The following is a 20,680-nucleotide window of genomic DNA, read 5'->3' on the forward strand; positions in this document are numbered from 1 at the left end:
CTAGTTTATGTCGATATTTGCGAAACATACTACGCTATAAGTGGCTGAATCGTAAATTGATGGAGTGTCACAAATGAAGAAGGTCACATTAACGTTTGTCGGGGAAGGTTCGGATCGTATTGCAGAAAAATTCTATGCGTGGATGACGGACGGTGGGTTAGAAGACAGCATGATTGAGAATTTATCTGACCGTGAAATCTCAGTGGTCGGCATCAGTGATATGGATAATGAAACGCGCGATGTGGTGATCAATACGGAAATGAACTAACGAGTCGCCTTTCGTCAGCAAGTAGAATCAGATAAAACAAAGCCCTTCACTCGAAGGGCTTTGTTACGTTTATATGCATGTGAGCTTAGTTGTTTACCAGCGTCAGACCGCTTGGCAGTGCATCACCAAAGATACGCTTCGATTCGCTCTCAGATAGCTCTTTGACTTCTTCAACCAATGATACCCAAGATTCAGGCACCTTGCTTTGTTTCAACTTAGCCAGCACTTGCTCACGGTAGTCGTCAGAGATATCGAATAGTCGGTCGCCCGTCTTACGACAAATCATAACAGCTGCAAACGCGATCATTGGCTCTTTCTGCCAGTTCTGTTCTAACAGCTTAGGCAACCATTGTTCCGCTTGTTCACGAGGGACGACGTTATGCTGACTGCCATACAAAGGCGTACGTGATGCCAAGCGACCCATTGCCCACCAGTGTGCTTGTTCGAACTGGTTGTGGTTGATGGCTTTGCTCAAGAACCACGTAGCCAATAGAACCTTGTCTTCGACTTCTAAATGCTCCAGAGAGGCTGACAAACGTACCATCGACTCGTAACCCATATCTTGCGCTGCTTTGGCTGATTGTGGGTTTTTCATCGCGCCAGGGTGTAGGTATTTCGCGATGTCCGCCAAGATGGTCTCTTGTTGCTCTTGGCTTAAACCACCGGCAATACGACGCCAGAAAACCCACCAGTCAGTCCAACCTTGATGGTTCTTAAACTGAATGTTTTGCTGGTAGAGACCCCAAACTTGCTCAATGCGCCATGAGTCGGTTGGATCGCCAAAGCCCGGACGCAGTGCAAAACCTGCCAAACGAAGCCAGTTTTTCTCGTGTTGTTCAGAACGACGGCGACGCTTACGACCTTGTGCAAAGGTATCGAACAGTTGACGTAGGGTAGTGAAATCCCATTCATCACGTTTGCCCAGTTTCTTCTCAAGATCTTTGGCTAAGGTTTTGATCTCTTTACTTTCCGCGCTTTTCTTATTACCGCTGTAAAGGCGAGCGATCAGCTCCTTACATTCGTTCAGTTTAGGGTGAAGCTTAACTTGCTCGCTGTCGTCGGTTTGCTTGTTACGAACTTCGAACTCCAGCTCCCAACGTTTGCTATCGTCTTCTGCGCTGACACATTCCATCTTAAGTGTGCCGACTTCAGTCAACTGACACGCCAGTTGCACTTCTACACGCTCTTTCTGGTTGGCTTGTAGCTCGGCGCCTTCACCTTCAAGGGTGGTGATATAAGGCGGCAGAGGAGCAAATAAGTCAGGATCAACGTCCACCATCACACCGTTTTGAATAGCGGTGTTATTGGTTAAGGTGTCGTGGGTAGAGGTCAGCAGGTTAAAGCGAACGGGTTCACCCAAGGTAAGCGAGAAACGACGACCACTTAAGCGGATCTCGTGTCCTTCTTCTGTACCTTTTGCGAGCAAACAGAGCGCTTTGCCCATCTTGTTCTTTTCTTGAAGATGCAAGAAGTAAGAACGCGCTGCACCACCACCAATTTTTAGTTGTGCACCACGACGTGCTTTACCAAACGCAACAGCACCTAGTGCAACAGACCAATCTGGATGTGGGTTATCCAATACCGTAACCGGAGCGCCTCGCCAATCGGAAAGGAGGGTAGTGACACGCTCAGTCACAAGTTCACTGTTGAACACACCACCGTTGAGTAGCAAACCGACTGGAATGGCATTTTGTTTGTCGTCTTCAATGCCAAGAGCGGCACGAGCAACTTGTTGGTGCTGAGTTAAGAACTCGGCAACGTGTTTGCTCACTGCTGGGTCAGCAACGTATGGAAGACCAAACTCGACAACGGCGCTGCGGCGTTTGTCTGGTACTTCACTGAAATCAGAAAGCGGGAAGAAGCCATCCAAAGCGATTTGGTGCACTTCTTGTTTGCTCAGCCCAATACTCTTTGTTCCGCCAAGAAGTTTAGAGCCGCTGCCCAGCATGGTGATTTTCACTTCTTCAGGTGCACTCGCTGAAAGCAGGTTCTCTTTCGCCTTGCGAGTTTGCTGAATCAGCTTAGTTAGGCTTGCTGCAGTGAGCTTCTTACTTTGGTTGAAGCGGCTCTCTGCAAGGTGTGCTAATGCTAAATCGAGGTTATCACCACCAAGCATCAAGTGTTCGCCAACACCAATACGATCAAGGGCTAGTTCATCTTGAGAAGAGAAACTGGCTTCAATCAAGCTCAAGTCGGTAGTACCACCGCCCACATCACACACCAGAATCAGCGGTAACTCTTTGAGTTCATCAGCTGCGGTTTGCTGGTGGCGTGCGTACCAGTCGTAACATACGGCTTGTGGTTCTTCGAGCAGGACGATTTTTTTCAAACCTGCCAACTCAGCGGCTTCAAGCGTGAGCTTACGAGCGGTTTCATCGAATGACGCTGGAACGGTCACAACCACATCTTGGTCTTCTAGCTTATTGCTAGGATGACGGTAGTTCCATGCTTGGCGAATGTGGTTGAGGTAGCTTGCGCTGGCAATGACGGGAGATACTTTATCTACGTCTTGCGCGCCAGCCCAAGGAAGAATGTCTGAGCTACGATCCACGGCTTGGTGTGATAGCCAGCTTTTAGCACTGGATACCTGACGTCCTTCCACCTTAGCGCCTAATTCACGAGCCCATTCACCCACGATCACATTACTAATGTCGCCAGAGACAGGTTCGTTTTCCCAAGGGAGTGTTAGGTCAGAAGGGGAGATTTGACCAACCGCAGGGTGATAGCGGAAAGAGGGCAGCAATGGTTTACGAACCACTTCACCGGGACCAATCAATTGGTCGATGTCGAATAGGGATACTTCGGATTGTTCAAGGTTGTCGGTGATTTCACAATACGCCACCACAGTGTTTGTGGTGCCAAGGTCAATACCAACAAGAAAACGAGGAGATGCCATACAAACCTTCGTGTATTTAAAAACGGCACCCGATTGGATGCCGTTTGATTTCTATTTATTCTTCTTCGTTTGAGTTGCTTTTCGCGTCTTCGCGCACATCGAACTCAACATGCCATTTTTGACCGTTATCAGCGGCAATGGCTTCTAAGTAAAGCGTACCAAGCTCAGTCACGCGAGAAGCTAGGGTTACTGGAACCACTTCACCTTCACGACGACCTTCAGATACTGGCAGCGTTACTTGGATTTCTGGTAGCTCTTCGAGCTCTTCTGGTGCCCAGTAGTCTAGGTGAGTACCCGCTAGGTCATCACGACGAACGGTTGAGCCGAAGAATTGGAAGTTAACCGGCTGACCAATGATCAAACCAAACTCTTGGCTTGGTACGTCAACGCTTGAACCTTCTTCCATACCAAATGGTGCAACACAAAGTGCTTCCATTGGAGGCGCCATGCCCGGAATCGCTGGCATCGCACTTTCGATACCCACGTAGTACGCAGAAGCAATACCACCACGGATACGAACGCCTTGACCACGACGCACAGAGCCGTAGTAAGCCGCTCCGCTAGCAACTGCAAGGTCTAGATCCACACCTGTTAGGCGTTTTGCCATTTCAGCATCTGCTTCAATTAGCCATTCGTTGATCGTGTCTTCTAGACGAGTTGCTAGAAGTTTCGATTTCAGAACACCACCGTTGAATAGGATTGCGGTTGGCTTGATGAAGTCAGCTGATTGGGCTGCATCCGCACCTGGCATACCAGGCATGTTAGCGAATGGATTGAAATCTTGAGCTGCTGCTTCTGCGCCATTTCCTGAAGCAGAAAGGGCATTAGCTTGCTTAGACAAGAACGCAGCGATATGACGAGTAATGCCTGCATCTTGTGCGTAAGGCAGACCCATTTGCGTTAGTGCACCACGGTTACGTTGAACAGGGTGGTCCGTAATCGCAACTTGAGGGAAGAAGCCGTCAACCAGTGTTTGTTGTACTTCTTCTTGAGTCAGTTCTGTTTTCAGCGTTGCGCCAAGCAGTTTAGAACCACGGCTTGGTACTACGATTGGTACTGACTGAAGTTCGCTGTCGTTCAATAGCGCTTCTTTCGCGTCACGACATGCGTGCGTCATCGCCTGAACTTGCCATGGCTGTAGCTCTTTGCCTTCTTGCGCTAGCTTCATCTTCAAGCGGTACGCAAGTGCAAGATCCATGTTGTCACCGCCAAGTAGGATGTGTTCACCTACCGCGATGCGGTTCAGAGTTAGGTTGCCATCGTCTTCAGTTACTTCAACCAAAGAAAGGTCGGTTGTACCACCACCGATATCGACCACAAGCACGATGTCGCCAACTTCAACTTCGTCGCGCCATTTGTCGTTACTGTTGTCGATCCAGTTGTAAAGCGCAGCTTGTGGCTCTTCTAGAAGCGTTAGGTGCACAAAGCCAACGTTACGTGCTGCTTCTGCAGTTAGATCGCGAGCAGCAGGATCAAAAGAAGCAGGAACTGTAATAGTTACGTCTTGATCGGCAAGGTTGTGATTTGGATTCGCGTGATTCCAAGCGTCTTTTAGATGCTCTAGGTAAAGCTCTGTCGCGCGAAGAGGGGATACTTTTTCCACTTCTTCTGGGCTACCTGCTGGTAGGAAGGCATCACGACGATTCACACCTGCGTGGCAAAGCCAAGATTTCGCACTTGCAACAAGGCGAATTGGCGTTTTCGAACCTAGGTTACGTGCAATTGCACCAACTAGAGCTTTTGGCTCGCTCGACCACGGAAGAACGCGTGATTGCGGGTTCATTTCGTGCTCGTGCGGCTGGTAAAGGAAAGAGCCTAATTGGCTGCGAGTCTCTACCGTGCCCGGTGCAGTAAGCTGCGGGATAGGCATCACTTCAACGCGAGCGTCTTCGTTGTGTGTATCAACAAAAGACATGACACAGTGTGTTGTACCTAAGTCGATACCAACACTGAATTTAGGCGTCTGTTGAGTTTCAACAGACGCTTCTTGAGAATGGTTTTCTTGGTTCATGTGTTCCATTACAGCTCAACCTCAGCTGGAGCGATCACAGATGCATCGTAGTTCTCAGCCAGTTTAGGCAACGTCATTGATGTTGCTTTCCAACCTTTGTGAACTAGCGTGCCGTTGAATGGCGCGCTGCCTGTTACGTTGCCAGTTAGGCGGATTTCTTGTGGGTTGAAGCCTTCTTCAACCGTAATGCGAGTTTCTTCGTCTTCGTTACGAACGTGCGCTAGCGTCACGTAGTCGTTCAGTACTTTCTGACCGCCAGTGTGGATTACGCGAGCGGCTGCGCCTACTTCTTCATCAGAGAATGACGTTAGGTCTTCTTTTAGGAAGTCAACCAGACGAGCTTCTTGTTGCATGATAGAAAGCAGCTGCATTGCAGAGTCCGTTGATGCAGTTGCAAGTTTTGATTCAACTTCTACAACACGCTCTACGACTTTCTCTACTTCCACTACTTTTTCTACTTCAACGATCTTCTCAACTGGCTTCTCAACCTCGACGATTTTCTCGACCGGTTTTTCTACCACTTTCTCGACTACTTTTGATTTGCGCGATACCGCGATCAGAAGAAGCAAAACACTCGAAGCTGCCAAACCAGCATGCAGCATATCGAACGTTTGAGGAATTAGGTTCAAATCAATGTTCATGACGTTTTTTCTCTTTCTATTGATTTATTGGTGCTCAGTATTGGCTCATGTGTTTACTAAAAGGATCGTCTTTGCGACCTGCACCAAGTTTAGACATTAAAATGATGGTGGATGGTAGCATATTCAAGGCTTAAGACTGTAATAATTCGTGAATATACCGCATGATTAGCATGAAAAATCAACGATTAGACGGAGCGGCAAACGTTGTTGCTTGATGTTTACCCACATGTGGCGCAGTATTTCCATCATTATCGAAGCATTGCACGCAAAAAACGTGGAACACGAAATGACATATAGCACGGCTCAACAGAGCATTTTCAAACGATATTCTGCTTCTATTGTAGCCTTTATTACGGTCATTATCGTTACCGCTGGCATGGTTGGTGTTGCCTACAAAATACAACAGCGTTACACCATGACCATCTTTGATACCTTGGCTGACCGCCAAGCGGAATCTCTTAAACTTGCCGTAGAAAACGATCTTGAGTTCATCGGTGCGGGTGCGAACTTTTTTCACTCCGTTGATAAGTCTTACTGGACGCAATTTCCTTACTATGCGAAGCAAGTAGTGGGCAGCTCAGAGAGTTTGATTGCTTTACAATGGATGCAACGTGTTGAGCCGAGTGAGTTAGAAAGTTACCTCGCTAAAACACGTCAAACTTTCCCAGACTTTCAGATCTTTACTGTACCCAAGGATGGCGAGAAGACATTCGGATACATCCTTAAAGACGATGCGCCTGCTTATGTGGCGACCGATATCTATCCAAGAACCGCAACCAACCTGTCTTTGCTTGGCTTTTATTCCTCACGTCTGCGTTTTGAGTTGATCTTAGATGACATCATCACTCATGACAGAGCCAACATTTCAGACAAAGTTCGTCTATTACAAGATGGCTACGACCAGTCATTAGAGAAAACCGGTTTATTGGTTTATCACCCAGTATTCAGCTTCGACAAACAAGAATTGCTTGGTGTCGTTGTTGGGGTAGTGCGCAGCACGGCTTACTTCGACCAACTGATCACAAAGACGGCAACGGAACTGGATATGTCCGTCAAGGTTGAAGATAAGGGGTTTGATGCTTACGACGATCCTCTGTTGTTTAAGAGTGAAAACTGGGACGCTTTAAACGGTAAGATCATCAGCCGTACTATTCATTTGCCAAACCGAGATTGGGTCATCGAGTTTAAACTTTCTGAATCCGTATCTGCGTGGGAGCGTTCAGTACTGTATGGTACAGGCATCGCGGGTTTGGTTATCGCCTTCTTGATTAGCTATATCGTTAATCTACAGTCGCGTGAGAAGGAACGCCTTGCGGTGATGCTCGACAATAAAACGGTGGAGCTAAAGCGCATGGCAGAGTTAGATCCATTGACCCAATTACTGAACCGACGCGTATTTAACGATAACTTACTGCACTACATTAATAGTGACGTTAAGTTTTCTTTAGTGGGCTTCGATATTGACCGTTTTAAGCTTATTAACGACAAATATGGGCACTTGGCCGGGGATGAAGCGTTATTGCACGTAACCAAGTTGGTGAACGCAAATCTACTTGATGGCGACCGCTTTTACCGCGCAGGTGGTGATGAGTTCTGTATTTTATCGCGAGTGACGGACAAAGAAGAGTTGGCCGTCTACTTAGATAAGCTCCGTGGGATAGTGGCAAGCTCTCCGTTTGAATACGAAAGTACGCCAATCATTTGTTCGCTGAGCATCGGTGCTGCGGTACACAAAGATGAAGATCCTGAGAGTTTATTCCACAAAATGGACGTGCAGCTCTACCAAAGTAAGGAAAATGGTCGAAACTCTGTATCGATCGGCGATTAATTCAGCGAGCAAATTCGAGTTTTGAGATTGGTTACGGTAGAATCTCACGCTTTCAAATTTACGTTAGGAATCAAGACAAACTATGAACCATAACCGTATCGTCTGCTTCGATTTAGAAATGTGCTGCTGGAATGAAAACGGCGTGGGTCGCACGGGCGAGATCATTGAAGTTGGTTTGGCTGAAATAGATTTGTCGAAAGGTGAAATCGTAAAGCGCGCGCAATACTACGTGAAACCAGAACACGATGAAGTGTCTCTGTTCTGCGCCGAGTTAACGGGTATCACACCACGTAAGATTGAAAAGCAAGGTCGACCACTAGAAGAAGTTCTCAAATCGATGCTGAAGAACTTTGGCGGCCGCAATAAGATTTACGCATCATGGGGACGTGATGACCTTATCTTGCTTGAAGAATGCCAACAAAAGGGCATTGACGCGCCATTTACCGAGTTCATTAACTTAGCAACCTTGTACCGCATTCAAAATCGTCTTAAAGAAAAACGTATCGGACACAGAGCGGCGCAAGAAGCCAAAGGTATCGAGTGGGAAGGTCGTCAGCATTCCGGTTATGTGGATGCATACAACTTGGCGAAACTTGCACTGACCATGCTATAAGCTTCTGTTTTCATAAATCTTTCATTGGATTTCAGTCTGCTCGTCATAAGCCAGCTCTAAATTAGTTATTAATAAATAACAACAATGTTGGCTAGACTCTTGCGGAGATGACGATGTTTGATTCGGGCAAATCCAGACTAGAGATATAAAAAACGCGCTCATGAAGCGCGTTTTTTATTGGTTCTTATTTTTGTTGAGGCTGTATTTTATTGAGGTAGCGCTTTACTGAGACTGCAATTTCGCTCGGATAAAGTCGCTGTGGTCGACGTAGAGTAGCTCTGCTGTTTTGCGAATTACGGCATCTTCCAATGGGTCAATTTCACCGTCAGCGTACGCCACTTCCCACATACTTTTAATCAGTTCGTAGCGGGTTTCTTGTGAAAGCTCACGCAGTTGAGACGTAAAGTCATAAAGGGAAGTCGATTCACTCGATCGGTTCTGAGCCTGATTCAGCAGTGTGTCGGTCTCTTCTTCCGTTAGGGAAAGCAATTTCATGATCAAAGAGCGTTTGGTTGCTTGCTCTCTTTCATCGATTTGATGGTCCGCACCAGCCACTTCACAAAGCAAGCAGGCTATCGCCATATTGGGTGACAGCGTGTTGGATTGGCTAAGGTCCGAGCCTTCTATAAGTTGTTTAAATAATGAAGTAAGCGAATTAAACATGTTGAGCACCAAGCTGTTATCTATTTATTTAAGATGGTAATGGTTTGAGCAAATCTCAAGGTCTTGATGAAATTCGATCAAGATCTCATACGATTGAGATGACATTTTTGCTCAATACAGTATTTGACCGCCAAAAAGCGGATTTATTCCTCAACCTTTGTCGGCGGAAAATCGATTGAATCGCCTTCACTCGTTAAGATGCTGATATTATTTGGCTTTCCGTCTTCATCCAATCTCAGCTCGCCAATCGCACTTTGGTTCACGAGTCGATAAAAATTGTGGTTGCTTGGTGCGCGTTTAAAAATCTTCAAACGCTTACGTTTGGTAAACAAGTTCAATGGCGAGCGAGGGCTATACAGCAGACGATCCATTGCATCACATGCGCTCAGAAGTTGCGCTGGAAACTGGTTCTTAATCCCACTACACGTAATCTGATAGATGTTTGGACTATTACGGCGAAAACGCAATTTGATGTCATAGGCGAAAGAGTAGTGTACATCACCAGAGAGAATCACGAAGTTAGTTGGGGTTTTGGTGTGAGTGAAAATACTGATCAAAGTATTCGCACTGCCCGGATGCGCCATCCAGTTCTCCGCGTCGATCAACAGCGGCTGACCAAAACTGGTCATGATGCGTTGCAGCGTCTCAATAAACTTCACACCAAACATGGGCGCAGCAGAGACAATGATCACTTTGTCTTGATGCATCAGCTCTTGTTGGAATTCAATCAAAGCTTCCCAATCCATCAAGCCCGACGGTTTATTCATGCGTGATTCTGAACGCCAACGACGAGTACGTGTATCCAATACCACCACTTTTGGTGAGGTGTGAATCGTATAGTGCCAATCTTCAAAACGATAGAGGTACTTTATGAACTCGTCTTGAGATTCTGAAGTCAGCTCTGCAAAGTAACGGCGCGCATGCTCCATAAACGGGGCGTTGAATTTTTCTGGCGCGTTGCCCCAACCTTGGCACAGCCAGTAAGCGATCAGGCTGTTACCGATGATGCGATGTGAGAAGAGGTTTTCATTGGCTGCTTTTTCCCAGCCAACCGTTAGGTTCCAATCGTCGGTCACGTCATGGTCATCAAAGATCATGTAAGTAGGAACGTGAGCGAGTAAACGCTGGACTTTATCCAAGCCTTCGACAAACGCATCAATATGGATTTTCTCATCACGCCAATGTTGCTGCCATTTCGGCTCTAACGCTTTTCCGCCCGTTGTAAACTCTCTTTCCAATAAACGTTCACGATTGACTAACGTCCATGGCACTGGAGACCAAACGAGTAGGTACATCGCAAACAGCTCGGCAAAACTGATGAGATGGTTTTCGCATTCACGTGAACTGAAAATAGGAGTGCCACGATGAGGGAAGAACTTGCTAAGTAAGCTGCCATCGTCCACGTAGTGAGGCAGAATGTTGTCTCGGCCATAAAAGCAATCTGGGCTTTGATACAGTTCTTGCGTGTTTTTTATTGGTGCTTGCGCGAACTCTTCATCAGGCAAGCCTAGTAACTCGACTAATTGCTCAATCGCATCCAGCATTGGACCTGCTACATGATCGGCATAGATTTGATCGCCGCTCATGATGAGCATATCAGGGCGGTCTTCTATCGGTTGGCTAGCAACTTTTGCGTCAGCTTGGACCAGAGTGTCTTTACTAAAATGATGTGGGTTACGACACGAGCCGTGCAGGACATAATCGGCTTTTTCACTGATTAGGAACTCCACACCTTGTGCTGAATCGGTGTCTTCACCGTAGACTAGGTGGGGCATCAACTCGGTTAGCAAACCGGATTGGGTATGAATTTGATAGCGCAATGCTTGATGGGTAGGAAACTCACCTTGCAGCGTGAGCATGCAAACCCAAGCGCGTTTACCAACTTGTAATAGATGCTCTGCCGATACTGGTTGAGAGTAATATTGCGCCCCAGTGGTTGCATCGCTGATTTCCACCAAGCCTTCGAGAGGTTGCGTCGTCACTAACCAAATGTTCACTTCCGTTGCGGTGACTTTTCTTAAAATCGGACCGGCAACAATCAGAGGAAGAGAGGAAAGTTCGTTGGTGTTGAGCGATGTTGGCAAAGCGGTTCCTTAATATTTTGAATCAGTGTTCTGAATCTTCTTCGAGTATTTCGATAACTTGCGAACTACTAAGTTCATGTCCCATCAGAAATAAACCTAACATAGCATCGGCTTTAGATGCACTGTCGCTGTCTTCATCGAGAATTTGCTGTAGACGAGTACGGATCAGGTCGATTTCATGATCAACAAAACCGCGACCTTCTTCTTCGCCTTGGCCATCTTCTGGTGCGTTATCGAAATGCATAAACAGCATATCACCATCAAGAGTGGTGCTTTCCAAGCGTTCTGGTAGCCATTCTTCACCCATCACGATATCGGGGTCGCTACCTTCCGGCAAGTTGTTGATTATGGAGATGAGTTCGGATGCTTTCACGATAAACTGCGGCTTTGGTCATTGGTTTTCTATTGTATCGGCGAATCTGGCAAAAATCTAAATCTCATTGCTGAGAGAAGAGAGAATTTTGACCGTTTCGTGTTTGATTGCGTGCAGAGTAATCAACCAATGAAAAAGAGCTCGTTTCGGAGCTCTTTGTTAAAGGGGGGGGAGGCTGGGTTATTGGCAGCTGCCTTCAAAAGTCCATAGCCAATAGTTGTCGAATGGATTTGCACCCCAGTTGTCTTGTGAGGCGACAAAGTGATTGCCCCAGTATTTCACCGCCGTGCCCGCAGGGTAGTAATAGTACGGAGACCACTCTTCTAGGTCTGCACACTGATCTTGTGGAACCGGCTCTGGTTGTGGCGCTTCTAACTCTGCGCTCACTGCCACGTAAACGTCGGATGAGCCTTGAGTGTTCGCCGCGAGCACGTAGATATCTGCTCCTTTAATACCACTGAAACCGCAATACTCGTGGTTACCTTGGTTAGTCGAAACGCAGTCGTAGTCAGAAAGTGTTGCTGGACGGTCGATTGCAACATACATGTCGACATTGCCGTAACCATTGTAAGTTTGCACCCATACCTCATCAGCCGGAGACTGACGCAATACAAACTGTTGTTCGCCATTCGGTGTGATTTCAACAGGTGTTGGCATATTGATCTCCAACTCTGTTGTCCCTTGCTCTGGATCAGGGTTCGGTGTTGGCGTTGGTTGAGTGTCGCCGCAGTTCATTACTTGCACACCAACTTCTGCGAACGCAGAGGTTACTGCAGAGCCATCGTATCCAAGTTTTTGTGCAGCTTTACAAACGCCTTCTGCACCTTGTTGAAAGTTCGAGTTTGGTTGCCAGTAAAGTTGGTTGGCCGTCGCATAAGCAATAAATGCTTTCTTGATGTTCCAATTTGGGCTCATTGCCAAATGGTAGAAGGCTTTGTTGAAAATGCCTGAGCTGTGGTGCACATCGATGCCATTGTAGTATTGGTTGATATGGTCGATTGAGGAACCGTCATGGCTTGGGTTGATGAAGTAACGCATAGCGGGCGAGTATTTCATCACGTGTTCGCCCATCTTCCAATTAAAGCTGCCATGCACATATTGGCTGAGTGCTGCTGCGGCGACATCGGAAAAGGACTCATTTATTCGGCTTTGTTGCGTAATTCGATGGAACTAAATCAAGAAACTACGATCTGAGCGGCTACGCCCATCAATCGTCGTAGCCTCATGCCTAAACCTCGTTACAAAACAACTAACTGGAAGCAGTACAATAAATCCTTAATCAACCGTGGTTCTCTGACCTTTTGGATTGATGAGGAAGCGATAGCTGAGTGGAAGCAAAACAAACAAGGCAAGCGTGGTAGACCTCGCCGATTCAGCGACTTAGCCATTACTACCGCACTGATGGTGAAACGCGTTTTCTCTATGCCCTTGAGAGCGCTGCAAGGTTTTCTAGACTCCGTATTTAAGCTGGCTAACATCCCGCTTGTTTGCCCGCACTACACCTGTATAAGCCGCCGAGCTAAGGAAGTTGAAGTTTCATTTAAAACCAAAACCAGAGGAGCAATACAACATCTGGCCATTGATGCCACTGGCCTCAAGGTTTATGGCGAAGGTGAATGGAAGGTCAAGAAGCATGGAACTGATGGGAAGCGAAGAGTCTGGCGTAAGCTGCATATCGCGGTAGATACAAGCACCCACGAAATAGTCGCAGCAGAGCTGAGCTTATCTAACGTAACTGATGCCGAAGTGCTCCCCAACTTACTCAAGCAAACACGTCGTAAAATCATTGAGATATCAGGCGATGGCGCTTATGACACAAGGAATTGCCATGATGCCATACGGATCAAGCGAGCTGTTCCGCTCATCCCGCCAAGAGAAGGAGCAGCCTTCTGGGAACAAGGGCATCCTCGTAACTTAGCGGTAGGTTGCCAGAAGCTCTACGGCTCCAACAAGAAGTGGAAAAAGCGGTATGGCTATCATAAGCGCTCTCTGTCAGAGACCGCAATGTACCGAGTAAAACAGTTGCTAGGTGGGAAATTAAGTCTAAGAAATTACAACGCTCAGGTTGGCGAGACTTACGCCATGATCAAAGCACTGAACAAACTTACAGGGCTTGGTATGCCTGAAACTCAGTATATTGTATAACAGTCGCTCAACTTTAGGAGGTTTGGTTTCTCGTCTGAATTACGCAACAAAGCCCATTTATTCCGCCCGACATGCCACGGTATTCCAACCCAGAGTTTTGCTCGGTAAAGCCATGGCTAACCTCATGAGCAATAACGTCCCACGTTGCCAGTGGGTACATTGAGTTATTGCCGTCACCAAAGGTCATTTGGCGACCATCCCAAAAGGCATTCCCATAGTTCGAACCGTAGTGAACACGCATGGTTAGCTTTTGACGAATAGGGCGTGCACCAATCCAATCTTGGTACATATCAAACACGCGTTGACCAAAATAGTGCGCGTCATTCATTGGAGCGTAGGCGCCATTTACTTCTCGATAGTTGTTCACGTTACAGTCGAAACGATGAACTTGGCCACCCCATTGTTGGTTGTTCATGTTGAGGGTAATGACGTTTTCGCTGTCCATTTGGCAGTATTGATTAACTTGGAATCCACCAAACTTGGTGTTGGGACCAAAGTAATAACGGCCGCTTTTGCGGTTGCCTCCCGGTCCTTCGGCTTCCAAAAACGCGATCCCATCCCATTGGTCGACGATCTCGCCTGATTTTGCGTCCACCAAAGTGATAGGGCGAGAAGGGCGGAAATTCTTAATCTGGATTGCATCGACTTTGTAAATCAACCGCGCGGTTTGTTGCTCATCTAACCAGACCATTAGCTCTGCCTGAGCGTCATCACTTGGCGAGTTTTCATTACTTGGAGATTTGCTTGCGGCGACACCTTGACGGTTGCCCGTTGCGATCTCAATGGCTTGCTTGCCACTGATCATAGGTAGGGTTGAATCAATATCGCTCTCAATGCCGACAACAACATCACCATCGACAGGTTGAGCAAATCCTCGAGTAGAGAGATCGGCTACAACGGAGTGTCCGTAAACCGGTATGCCGTAATGGAGTTGCTGTTTGCGAATCAAAATTTGATTACCGATTTCGACTCGATTGATGTCTCGATAACTCAGCTTAGTGTTCGCCGCGGAATAAGACGCTCGTTGTGTGTTATTGAGTACCGTAGATAGATCCGTTTGTGAATGGTCCAGAATTTGTGCTGCATGTGAAGCAAAAGCGAAGGGCGCAAGCGTTAATAAAGTGACGTTTCGCATAGTTTACCTTTTATTATGTGTATTTATTTGCATAAGGAATGCGAGTGCAGAGTAAAGATAATTAAGTGATATGTTTAAGTGCAATTAATTGAATATTTGACGTTAATTCAAAATAAATTTATAAATTGCTCAAGGTTTGTACTGTGATATGAGGGGAGACGGAGTCTTGTAGGAATTTTTACCCGATCTTAGACCAAAGTCAGATATACTCTTTTTCAATCGAGACCTTCTCAAATTACAGTGACATAGGAGAGCTATGAAACACCTAGTAGGAGCATCGTTAGTATGTTCTGGTTTATTGCTGAGCGGTTCGGCGTTGGCTGAAACAAAGCACGCGGAGCAAGAGTGGGGCATTGCGGCAATGTACCGAACGGCATCGATCCCGTTTTATACAGCCAATGATGACTCAACGGTGAGCACGTTTGTGCCAATGATGTTCTTTGAAAACGAACACTTGTACATCGACGGTATCGAAGGCGGTGTGTTCTTATTTGATGAGAGCGATTCTAACTGGCGTACCAGTGCCATCATGCGATTACGTTTTGTTGATATTCCTAAATCCATTCAAAATGCGTTTGAAGGGGATCGTGTCGATTTCGGTGGCCAAATTCGTTATAACTTCGACGAAAATTGGCGCGCTGAATTTGAAGTCATGACGGATGACGAATTTCAATTTCACTCTAACTACCGCATCGCTGCGAACTATGAATTGGGCGATTGGGAGTTAGAGCCCTCTTTTACCATTCGTTATAAAGATGCCGACTTCAACAGTTCGTACTACTCATTTAAAGATTCAACAGGTGAGAAAATTGGTGCGGGTATTGATGCTAATTTGGGTATCAAAGCACGTTACCACGTAATTTCTAACCTGTATCTATTGGGTGAAACCAGCATCACTCGTCTGGATAGTGAAGCGTACAACAGCCAAATTGTGGAAGATCGTTACCAAGGTGAAGTGTTCGTTGGCTTTGGCTTCTTCAATGATAAAGGCAAAGAGCGCAAGTCAGATTTGCGTAATCGTCCGTATCTTCGAATTGCACACGGCTGGGCAACGCCTTCTAACATGGGTGACATCTTTAAGTTCAATGCTGAGAAAGATGAATACAATAACCAACTGACGTCGTTCTTCTACGGGCATCCGCTGACAGACGAGCTATTTGGTTTACCTCTAGATATCTATCTAACCCCAGGTCTTGTTCACCATTGGTCGTCAGACGTGCAATCTTCTAGCACCGAATACGTGATGGCGATTAAAGCGTATTACACCTTTAATTGGCCTACTAAATGGCGTTTTGGTGTTGCAGAAGGTATGTCTTACATCGATAACATTACCTATATCGAAGGGACAGAGATGGAAGAGAAGGGCTACACACCAAGCAACTTGCTCAACTATCTCGATTTCTCATTGGATGTAAACGTCGGTGACCTGTTCAACCAAAAAGACTGGGAGAACATGTGGGTCGGCTACTCACTGCATCACCGCAGTGCAATCTTCGAGAACGCCTCTCAGTTTGGCCGTATCAAAGGCGGCAGTAACTACAATACGATCTACTTCCAGTACGATTTCTAAGCTCAGCTAAAAACAAATACGACTAAGCCTCATCTTGACATGAGGCTTATTTATTTTCTGCTAATTGGTAATTATTCTTATTTCTATTCTTCTGTATTCGTATTTATTATCTATTCAATTTAAAAACTATTCTAATATTTAATTGAATTGACACCTCTCTGACCTATTAATATTTCATTCATATAAAACGTTGAAATGAAATATAAGATTGCATTTTGTATTTTTTAATAATTGACTGTGGTCAAGATTATCACCCCTTAAATCTACAAGGATATTAATAGTGGCGGGTGGCCATGCCTTAGTTGCTCAAGGCCTGTGCTATCTAGCTTAATTGATGGTTTTGTAGAAATGTTGCTTTGATTTGCCTTGTGTATTAATTAAAGCGAAATTAGATATTTTCAATGAATGCCTATTTTGAAAATACAATCTCTATGTCTTTTATTTCTAACGAGTGTTCTTTCCCCACTTAAAGCCATTAATTAAGCGCCACGACCAAATTCAAAAACGTAATTTAGGAAAAAACCATGAGTCAAAATGGTAAGTTTAATATTACTCGGCGTGATGCTTTAAAGGGCGGTTCTGCACTTGGCGCTTTGGCGTTAGCAGGAAACGCGCTTTCTCTCCCGTTTGCAACTAAAGCGGTTGCCAAAGAAACACCAGCAAAACCAAACGAAAAAATTGTCTGGTCGGCATGTACCGTAAACTGTGGTTCTCGTTGTCCGCTTCGTATGCACGTGGTCGACGGTGAAATCAAATGGGTAGAAACCGACAACACGGGTGATGATGTGTATAACCATAATCACCAAGTTCGCGCTTGTTTGCGTGGTCGCTCTATGCGTCGCCGTGTTTACTCGCCAGACCGTTTGAAATACCCACTTCTTCGTGTTGGTAAGCGTGGTGAAGGTAAGTTCAAACGCATCACTTGGGATGAAGCCTTTGACCTCATTGGTGATAACCTAAAACGCATTATTAAAGACCACGGTAACGATGCGGTGTACCTAAACTACGGTACAGGTACGCTTGGTGGCACAGTAACTAAGAGTTGGGACCCGAGCGCGACATTGGTTGCACGTATGATGAACCTTTGTGGTGGTTACCTAAATCACTACGGTGACTACTCTGCAGCAAACATCGAATGTATGTCGGAGTACTTCTACGGTTCGTTCGTTGATAACAACTCAATTGACGATGTTCAAAATGCAGACCTATGTCTGATGTTTGGTAACAACCCAGCAGAAACTCGTATGTCGGGTGGTGGTCAGGTTCACAACTATGTGGATGCGAAAAATATCAGTCACACTCGCACGATTTGTATCGACCCTCGTTACACCGACACCGCAGCTGGCCGTGAAGACCAATGGATTCCTATCAAGCACGGTACAGATGCAGCTTTAATTGCAGCCATCGCCCATGTATTGATTACGGAAGACAAAGTCGATCAAGACTTCCTTGATCGCTACTGTGTGGGTTACGACCGTAAAACGCTTCCTGCATCAGCGCCAGAAAACGGCAGCTACAAAGATTACATCATGGGTACTGGCCCAGATGGCATCGAGAAAACGCCAGAGTGGGCACAGCCTATCACAGGCATTCCAGCGGATGTGATTTTGAAACTTGCACGTGAAGTTGGCTATGCTAAACGCATTTACATCACTCAAGGCTGGGGTCTACAACGCTCAGCAAATGGTGAGCAAGCGTGTAAAGCGGTCATGATGTTGTCATTGCTACGTGGTCAAGTTGGCTTGCAAGGTGGTGGTACTGGTGCTCGTGAAGGTAACCACTCATACCCATTCCAACGCTTCCCGAAAGTGCCAAACCCGATCAGCGCTTCTATCCCAATGTTCCTTTGGACAGACGCGATTTACCGCGGTACGGAAATGACAGATCTGACCGACGGTATTAAAGGCGTTCAGAAGCTACAAAACAACATCAAGTTTATCTGGAACTACGCAGGTAACTGTCTGATTAACCAACACTCAGACATCAACCGCACACACGAAATTCTTCAAGATGAAAAAGCGTGTGAAATGATTGTGGTGATCGACAACCACATGACGTCTTCTGCGAAGTATGCCGATATCGTACTGCCAGACTGTACAACGTCAGAGCAATCGGATTTCTGTATGGATGGTGCAGCAGCGTCAATGCCTTACTTCATCTTTGCAAGCCAAGCGATTAAACCTCGTTTCGAATGCAAACCTATCTACGACATTATGTCTGGTGTGGCGAAGCGCATGGGCGTGTTTGATGAGTTTACTGAAGGTCGCACTCAAGAAGAGTGGCTGCAGTGGATGTACGCTCAGACCGTTAAACAAAACAACGATCCAAACTTGCCGTCTTACGATGAGATGAGAAAGCAGGGTATCTACAAGAAACAATTCGACCGTCCACACGTGGCGTATGAAGACTTCCGTCGTGATCCAGAAGCGAACCCATTACCATCGCCATCGGGCAAGATTGAGATCTACTCAGAGACGTTAGCGAAGATAAACGAAGAATGGGAATTGGACGAAGATGAATCCATCAAGCCATTACCAGAATACGTTTCGACGTTTAATGGCTGGGATTCTCCTGATCGTAAAGAGTACCCACTTCAGTTAACGGGTTTCCACTACAAAGCTCGTGCGCACTCTACGTACGGTAACGTCGACATCCTAAAAGCAGCGGCACCACAGGAACTTTGGATTAACCCGATTGATGCAGCGTCACGCAACATCGATAACGGTGACTTGGTTAGCGTGCGCAGCAAGTTCGGTGAAATGAACGTTCGCGTAAAAGTAACCCCACGCATCATGCCACACATCGTTGGCTTAGGTGAGGGCGCATGGTACTCACCAAATGGTAAAGGTGTTGACCAAGCGGGTTCAATCAACGTACTGACGACACAACGTCCAAGCCCGTTGGCAAAATCAAACCCGAGCCATACCAACCTCGTTGAAGTGACGCTAATTAAGAAAATGGGGGCTAAATAATGAGCACAGCGAAGCAGTATGGCTTTTACATTGATTCAAGCAAATGTACTGGCTGCAAAACATGTCAGCTCTCTTGTAAAGACAACAAAGATCTGGGTATCGATCGTAACTTCCGTCGTGTTTACGAATACGTAGGCGGCAATTGGACGGAAGAAAACGGCGCGTTCCGTCAAAACGTGTTCGCGTACTACCTATCGATTTCTTGTAACCACTGTACTAACCCTGCGTGTACCAAGGTTTGTCCATCAGGTGCAATGCACAAGCGTGAAGAAGACGGCTTTGTTGTTGTCGATGAAAGCGTGTGTATCGGCTGTAAATCTTGTCACATGGCGTGTCCTTACGGCGCACCTCAATACAGCGAAGAAAAAGGTCACATGACTAAGTGTGATGGCTGTTACGAACGTGTCGCAGAAGGCTTAATGCCAGTGTGTGTGGACAGCTGTCCATTGCGTGCGATTGAGTTTGGTCCAATTGATGAGCTACGCGCGAAATACGGTTCAAACGCGGATGTGGCACCACTGCCAGATTCTCGCATTACGAGCCCGAACCTGATCGTGAAGCTAAATCCAAATGGTCGTCCAACCAATGACCGCACTGGTTTCCTACAGAATCCAAGAGAGGTGAAATAATGTTATACGAAGCACCATTAGTTGCCTTTACGGTTCTTGCTCAAACAGCGGTTGGCGCGCACCTAACGGTTAATGCGTTCGAGAAATTCGGTAAGCCACCACGCGTGACAGAACCTCGTATGAACATCGCTCGTTTCGCTATCTTGGTTGTAATGGGCTTGGGTTTCTTGTTCTCAACCACTCACTTGGGTAGCCCTCTTCGTGCCTTCAACGCATTAAACCGTGTTGGTAGTGCGGCGCTATCTAACGAGATCTTAACGGGTGCAAGCTTTCTGTCTTTAGCGGGTTTGTACTGGTTGCTAACGATTCTAAAAATCGGCAGCGAAGGCGTTCGCAAAATCGTGAACTGGTTGTCTATCGCGGTTGGCGTGATTTTCATGTTCGCGATGGCAAATGTTTACCAAATCGAAACGGTACCAGCATGGTACTCACCAATGACAACGGTTGCGTTTTGGTTCACGGTCGTGACTTCAGGTCTGATGTTTGGTTACACGCTGATCAACGTATTGGACGTGACGGCTGAGAAAACCAATCGTCGCCTAATGTGGGCCGGTGTGAGCTTGATTGCGCTGAACCTAGCGTTCTCAGTAATGCAGACGATTTACTTCGCAGGTATCTCAACAGCGATTCACAGTGGCTTGGATCAAATCACCTTGCTATCTGGCTATGTTGCTGGTCATGTGTTGTTGCTTGTGGTTGCTGCTGCTCTTTGGGTATTCGCTGAGTTGTTTACCGTGGAAGGTCGTCAGAAGAACTTGCTAGTTATCGTGGCATTCGTTGCCTTGTTCGTCGCAGAGATTCTGGGTCGCAATGTGTTCTACGGCATGCACTTTACATCTGGTCTGTACTGAT

14 protein-coding genes and 2 pseudogenes are annotated in these 20,680 nt (G+C 46.4%); 8 read left to right on the forward strand and 8 right to left on the reverse strand.

Going from position 1 to position 20,680, the window contains the following annotated elements:
- Positions 1–73: 73 nt before the first annotated feature.
- Positions 74–268 (forward strand): hypothetical protein, encoded by a 195-nt coding sequence (locus ACLIIY_RS05700; RefSeq protein ID WP_005377692.1) that lies wholly within the window; start codon positions 74–76, stop codon positions 266–268.
- An 85-nt stretch (positions 269–353) separates the two neighbouring features.
- On the opposite strand, the gene ACLIIY_RS05705 is transcribed toward ACLIIY_RS05700, so the two are convergent.
- From ACLIIY_RS05705 to ACLIIY_RS05715, 3 genes are read right to left on the reverse strand one after another with little or no spacing between them, the layout of a single operon-like run.
- The gene (locus ACLIIY_RS05705; protein ID WP_039842929.1) at positions 354–3,164 is read right to left on the reverse strand and encodes an Hsp70 family protein; all 2,811 of its coding nucleotides are present in this window, start codon (positions 3,162–3,164) and stop codon (positions 354–356) included.
- A gap of 55 nt (positions 3,165–3,219) precedes the next feature.
- Positions 3,220–5,184, reverse strand: coding sequence for an Hsp70 family protein (locus ACLIIY_RS05710; RefSeq protein WP_039842927.1), 1,965 nt, complete (start codon positions 5,182–5,184; stop codon positions 3,220–3,222).
- Positions 5,184–5,816 carry a DUF2760 domain-containing protein gene (locus ACLIIY_RS05715; RefSeq protein ID WP_331405533.1) on the reverse strand — a complete coding sequence of 211 codons (633 nt, stop codon included), beginning with the start codon at positions 5,814–5,816 and terminating at the stop codon, positions 5,184–5,186. The genes ACLIIY_RS05710 and ACLIIY_RS05715 overlap by 1 nt, the downstream gene beginning before the upstream one ends.
- A gap of 286 nt (positions 5,817–6,102) precedes the next feature.
- Between ACLIIY_RS05715 and ACLIIY_RS05720 the strand changes: the two genes are divergently transcribed.
- Entirely contained in the window at positions 6,103–7,644 is a 1,542-nt protein-coding gene (locus ACLIIY_RS05720; RefSeq protein WP_009704264.1) for a sensor domain-containing diguanylate cyclase, read from the forward strand.
- Positions 7,645–7,726: 82 nt separating this feature from the next.
- Positions 7,727–8,257, forward strand: coding sequence for a 3'-5' exonuclease (locus ACLIIY_RS05725; RefSeq protein WP_005442698.1), 531 nt, complete (start codon positions 7,727–7,729; stop codon positions 8,255–8,257).
- 222 nt (positions 8,258–8,479) lie between these two features.
- Here the strand turns inward: ACLIIY_RS05725 and ACLIIY_RS05730 are convergent, their stop codons facing one another.
- The 4 genes and pseudogenes from ACLIIY_RS05730 to ACLIIY_RS05745 form a co-directional block, all read right to left on the reverse strand.
- Complete coding sequence (locus ACLIIY_RS05730) at positions 8,480–8,920, reverse strand: TerB family tellurite resistance protein (RefSeq protein ID WP_005451837.1); 441 nt, start codon at positions 8,918–8,920, stop codon at positions 8,480–8,482.
- A gap of 143 nt (positions 8,921–9,063) precedes the next feature.
- On the reverse strand, positions 9,064–11,004 hold the full coding sequence (locus tag ACLIIY_RS05735) for an alkaline phosphatase D family protein (protein WP_434528285.1): 1,941 nt from the start codon (positions 11,002–11,004) through the stop codon (positions 9,064–9,066).
- Between the two features lie 22 nt (positions 11,005–11,026).
- Complete coding sequence (locus ACLIIY_RS05740; protein ID WP_005442702.1) at positions 11,027–11,377, reverse strand: hypothetical protein; 351 nt, start codon at positions 11,375–11,377, stop codon at positions 11,027–11,029.
- Between the two features lie 180 nt (positions 11,378–11,557).
- Positions 11,558–12,520 (reverse strand): annotated as a pseudogene (locus ACLIIY_RS05745) (M4 family metallopeptidase); the annotation flags it as partial.
- Positions 12,521–12,601: 81 nt separating this feature from the next.
- On the opposite strand from ACLIIY_RS05745, the gene ACLIIY_RS05750 reads away from it, so the two are divergent.
- Positions 12,602–13,522, forward strand: coding sequence for an IS5-like element ISVa2 family transposase (locus ACLIIY_RS05750; protein WP_010446562.1), 921 nt, complete (start codon positions 12,602–12,604; stop codon positions 13,520–13,522).
- Positions 13,523–13,577: 55 nt separating this feature from the next.
- On the opposite strand, the pseudogene ACLIIY_RS05755 reads toward ACLIIY_RS05750, so the two are convergent.
- Positions 13,578–14,657: pseudogene (locus ACLIIY_RS05755) on the reverse strand (M4 family metallopeptidase); the annotation flags it as partial.
- Between the two features lie 256 nt (positions 14,658–14,913).
- On the opposite strand from ACLIIY_RS05755, the gene ACLIIY_RS05760 reads away from it, so the two are divergent.
- From ACLIIY_RS05760 to ACLIIY_RS05775, 4 genes are all read left to right on the forward strand, one after another.
- Positions 14,914–16,227, forward strand: a complete 1,314-nt coding sequence (locus ACLIIY_RS05760) for a MipA/OmpV family protein (protein ID WP_020195926.1) — start codon at positions 14,914–14,916, stop codon at positions 16,225–16,227.
- Positions 16,228–16,751: 524 nt separating this feature from the next.
- Positions 16,752–19,199, forward strand: a complete 2,448-nt coding sequence (locus ACLIIY_RS05765) for a DmsA/YnfE/YnfF family dimethyl sulfoxide reductase (RefSeq protein WP_434528286.1) — start codon at positions 16,752–16,754, stop codon at positions 19,197–19,199.
- On the forward strand, positions 19,199–19,828 hold the full coding sequence (locus ACLIIY_RS05770; protein ID WP_005433785.1) for a DMSO/selenate family reductase complex B subunit: 630 nt from the start codon (positions 19,199–19,201) through the stop codon (positions 19,826–19,828). The genes ACLIIY_RS05765 and ACLIIY_RS05770 overlap by 1 nt, the downstream gene beginning before the upstream one ends.
- Entirely contained in the window at positions 19,828–20,679 is an 852-nt protein-coding gene (locus tag ACLIIY_RS05775) for a dimethyl sulfoxide reductase anchor subunit family protein (RefSeq protein ID WP_434528287.1), read from the forward strand. Before ACLIIY_RS05770 ends, ACLIIY_RS05775 begins: the two co-directional genes overlap by 1 nt.
- Position 20,680 lies beyond the last annotated feature (1 nt).

Origin of the sequence: Vibrio sp. K4, from assembly GCF_051122595.1 — a bacterium.
Lineage (GTDB): Bacteria > Pseudomonadota > Gammaproteobacteria > Enterobacterales > Vibrionaceae > Vibrio > Vibrio owensii.

Excerpts from the sequence above, each read along its gene's own strand:
- ACLIIY_RS05725 (WP_005442698.1), top strand. The coding sequence starts at position 7,727 with ATGAACCATAACCGTATCGTCTGCTTCGATTTAGAAATGTGCTGCTGG.
- ACLIIY_RS05700 (WP_005377692.1), top strand. The coding sequence starts at position 74 with ATGAAGAAGGTCACATTAACGTTTGTCGGGGAAGGTTCGGATCGTATT.
- ACLIIY_RS05775 (WP_434528287.1), top strand. The coding sequence starts at position 19,828 with ATGTTATACGAAGCACCATTAGTTGCCTTTACGGTTCTTGCTCAAACA.
- ACLIIY_RS05765 (WP_434528286.1), top strand. The coding sequence starts at position 16,752 with ATGAGTCAAAATGGTAAGTTTAATATTACTCGGCGTGATGCTTTAAAG.
- ACLIIY_RS05715 (WP_331405533.1), bottom strand. The coding sequence starts at position 5,816 with ATGAACATTGATTTGAACCTAATTCCTCAAACGTTCGATATGCTGCAT.
- ACLIIY_RS05760 (WP_020195926.1), top strand. The coding sequence starts at position 14,914 with ATGAAACACCTAGTAGGAGCATCGTTAGTATGTTCTGGTTTATTGCTG.
- ACLIIY_RS05710 (WP_039842927.1), bottom strand. The coding sequence starts at position 5,184 with ATGGAACACATGAACCAAGAAAACCATTCTCAAGAAGCGTCTGTTGAA.
- ACLIIY_RS05730 (WP_005451837.1), bottom strand. The coding sequence starts at position 8,920 with ATGTTTAATTCGCTTACTTCATTATTTAAACAACTTATAGAAGGCTCG.
- ACLIIY_RS05720 (WP_009704264.1), top strand. The coding sequence starts at position 6,103 with ATGACATATAGCACGGCTCAACAGAGCATTTTCAAACGATATTCTGCT.
- ACLIIY_RS05750 (WP_010446562.1), top strand. The coding sequence starts at position 12,602 with ATGCCTAAACCTCGTTACAAAACAACTAACTGGAAGCAGTACAATAAA.
- ACLIIY_RS05770 (WP_005433785.1), top strand. The coding sequence starts at position 19,199 with ATGAGCACAGCGAAGCAGTATGGCTTTTACATTGATTCAAGCAAATGT.
- ACLIIY_RS05705 (WP_039842929.1), bottom strand. The coding sequence starts at position 3,164 with ATGGCATCTCCTCGTTTTCTTGTTGGTATTGACCTTGGCACCACAAAC.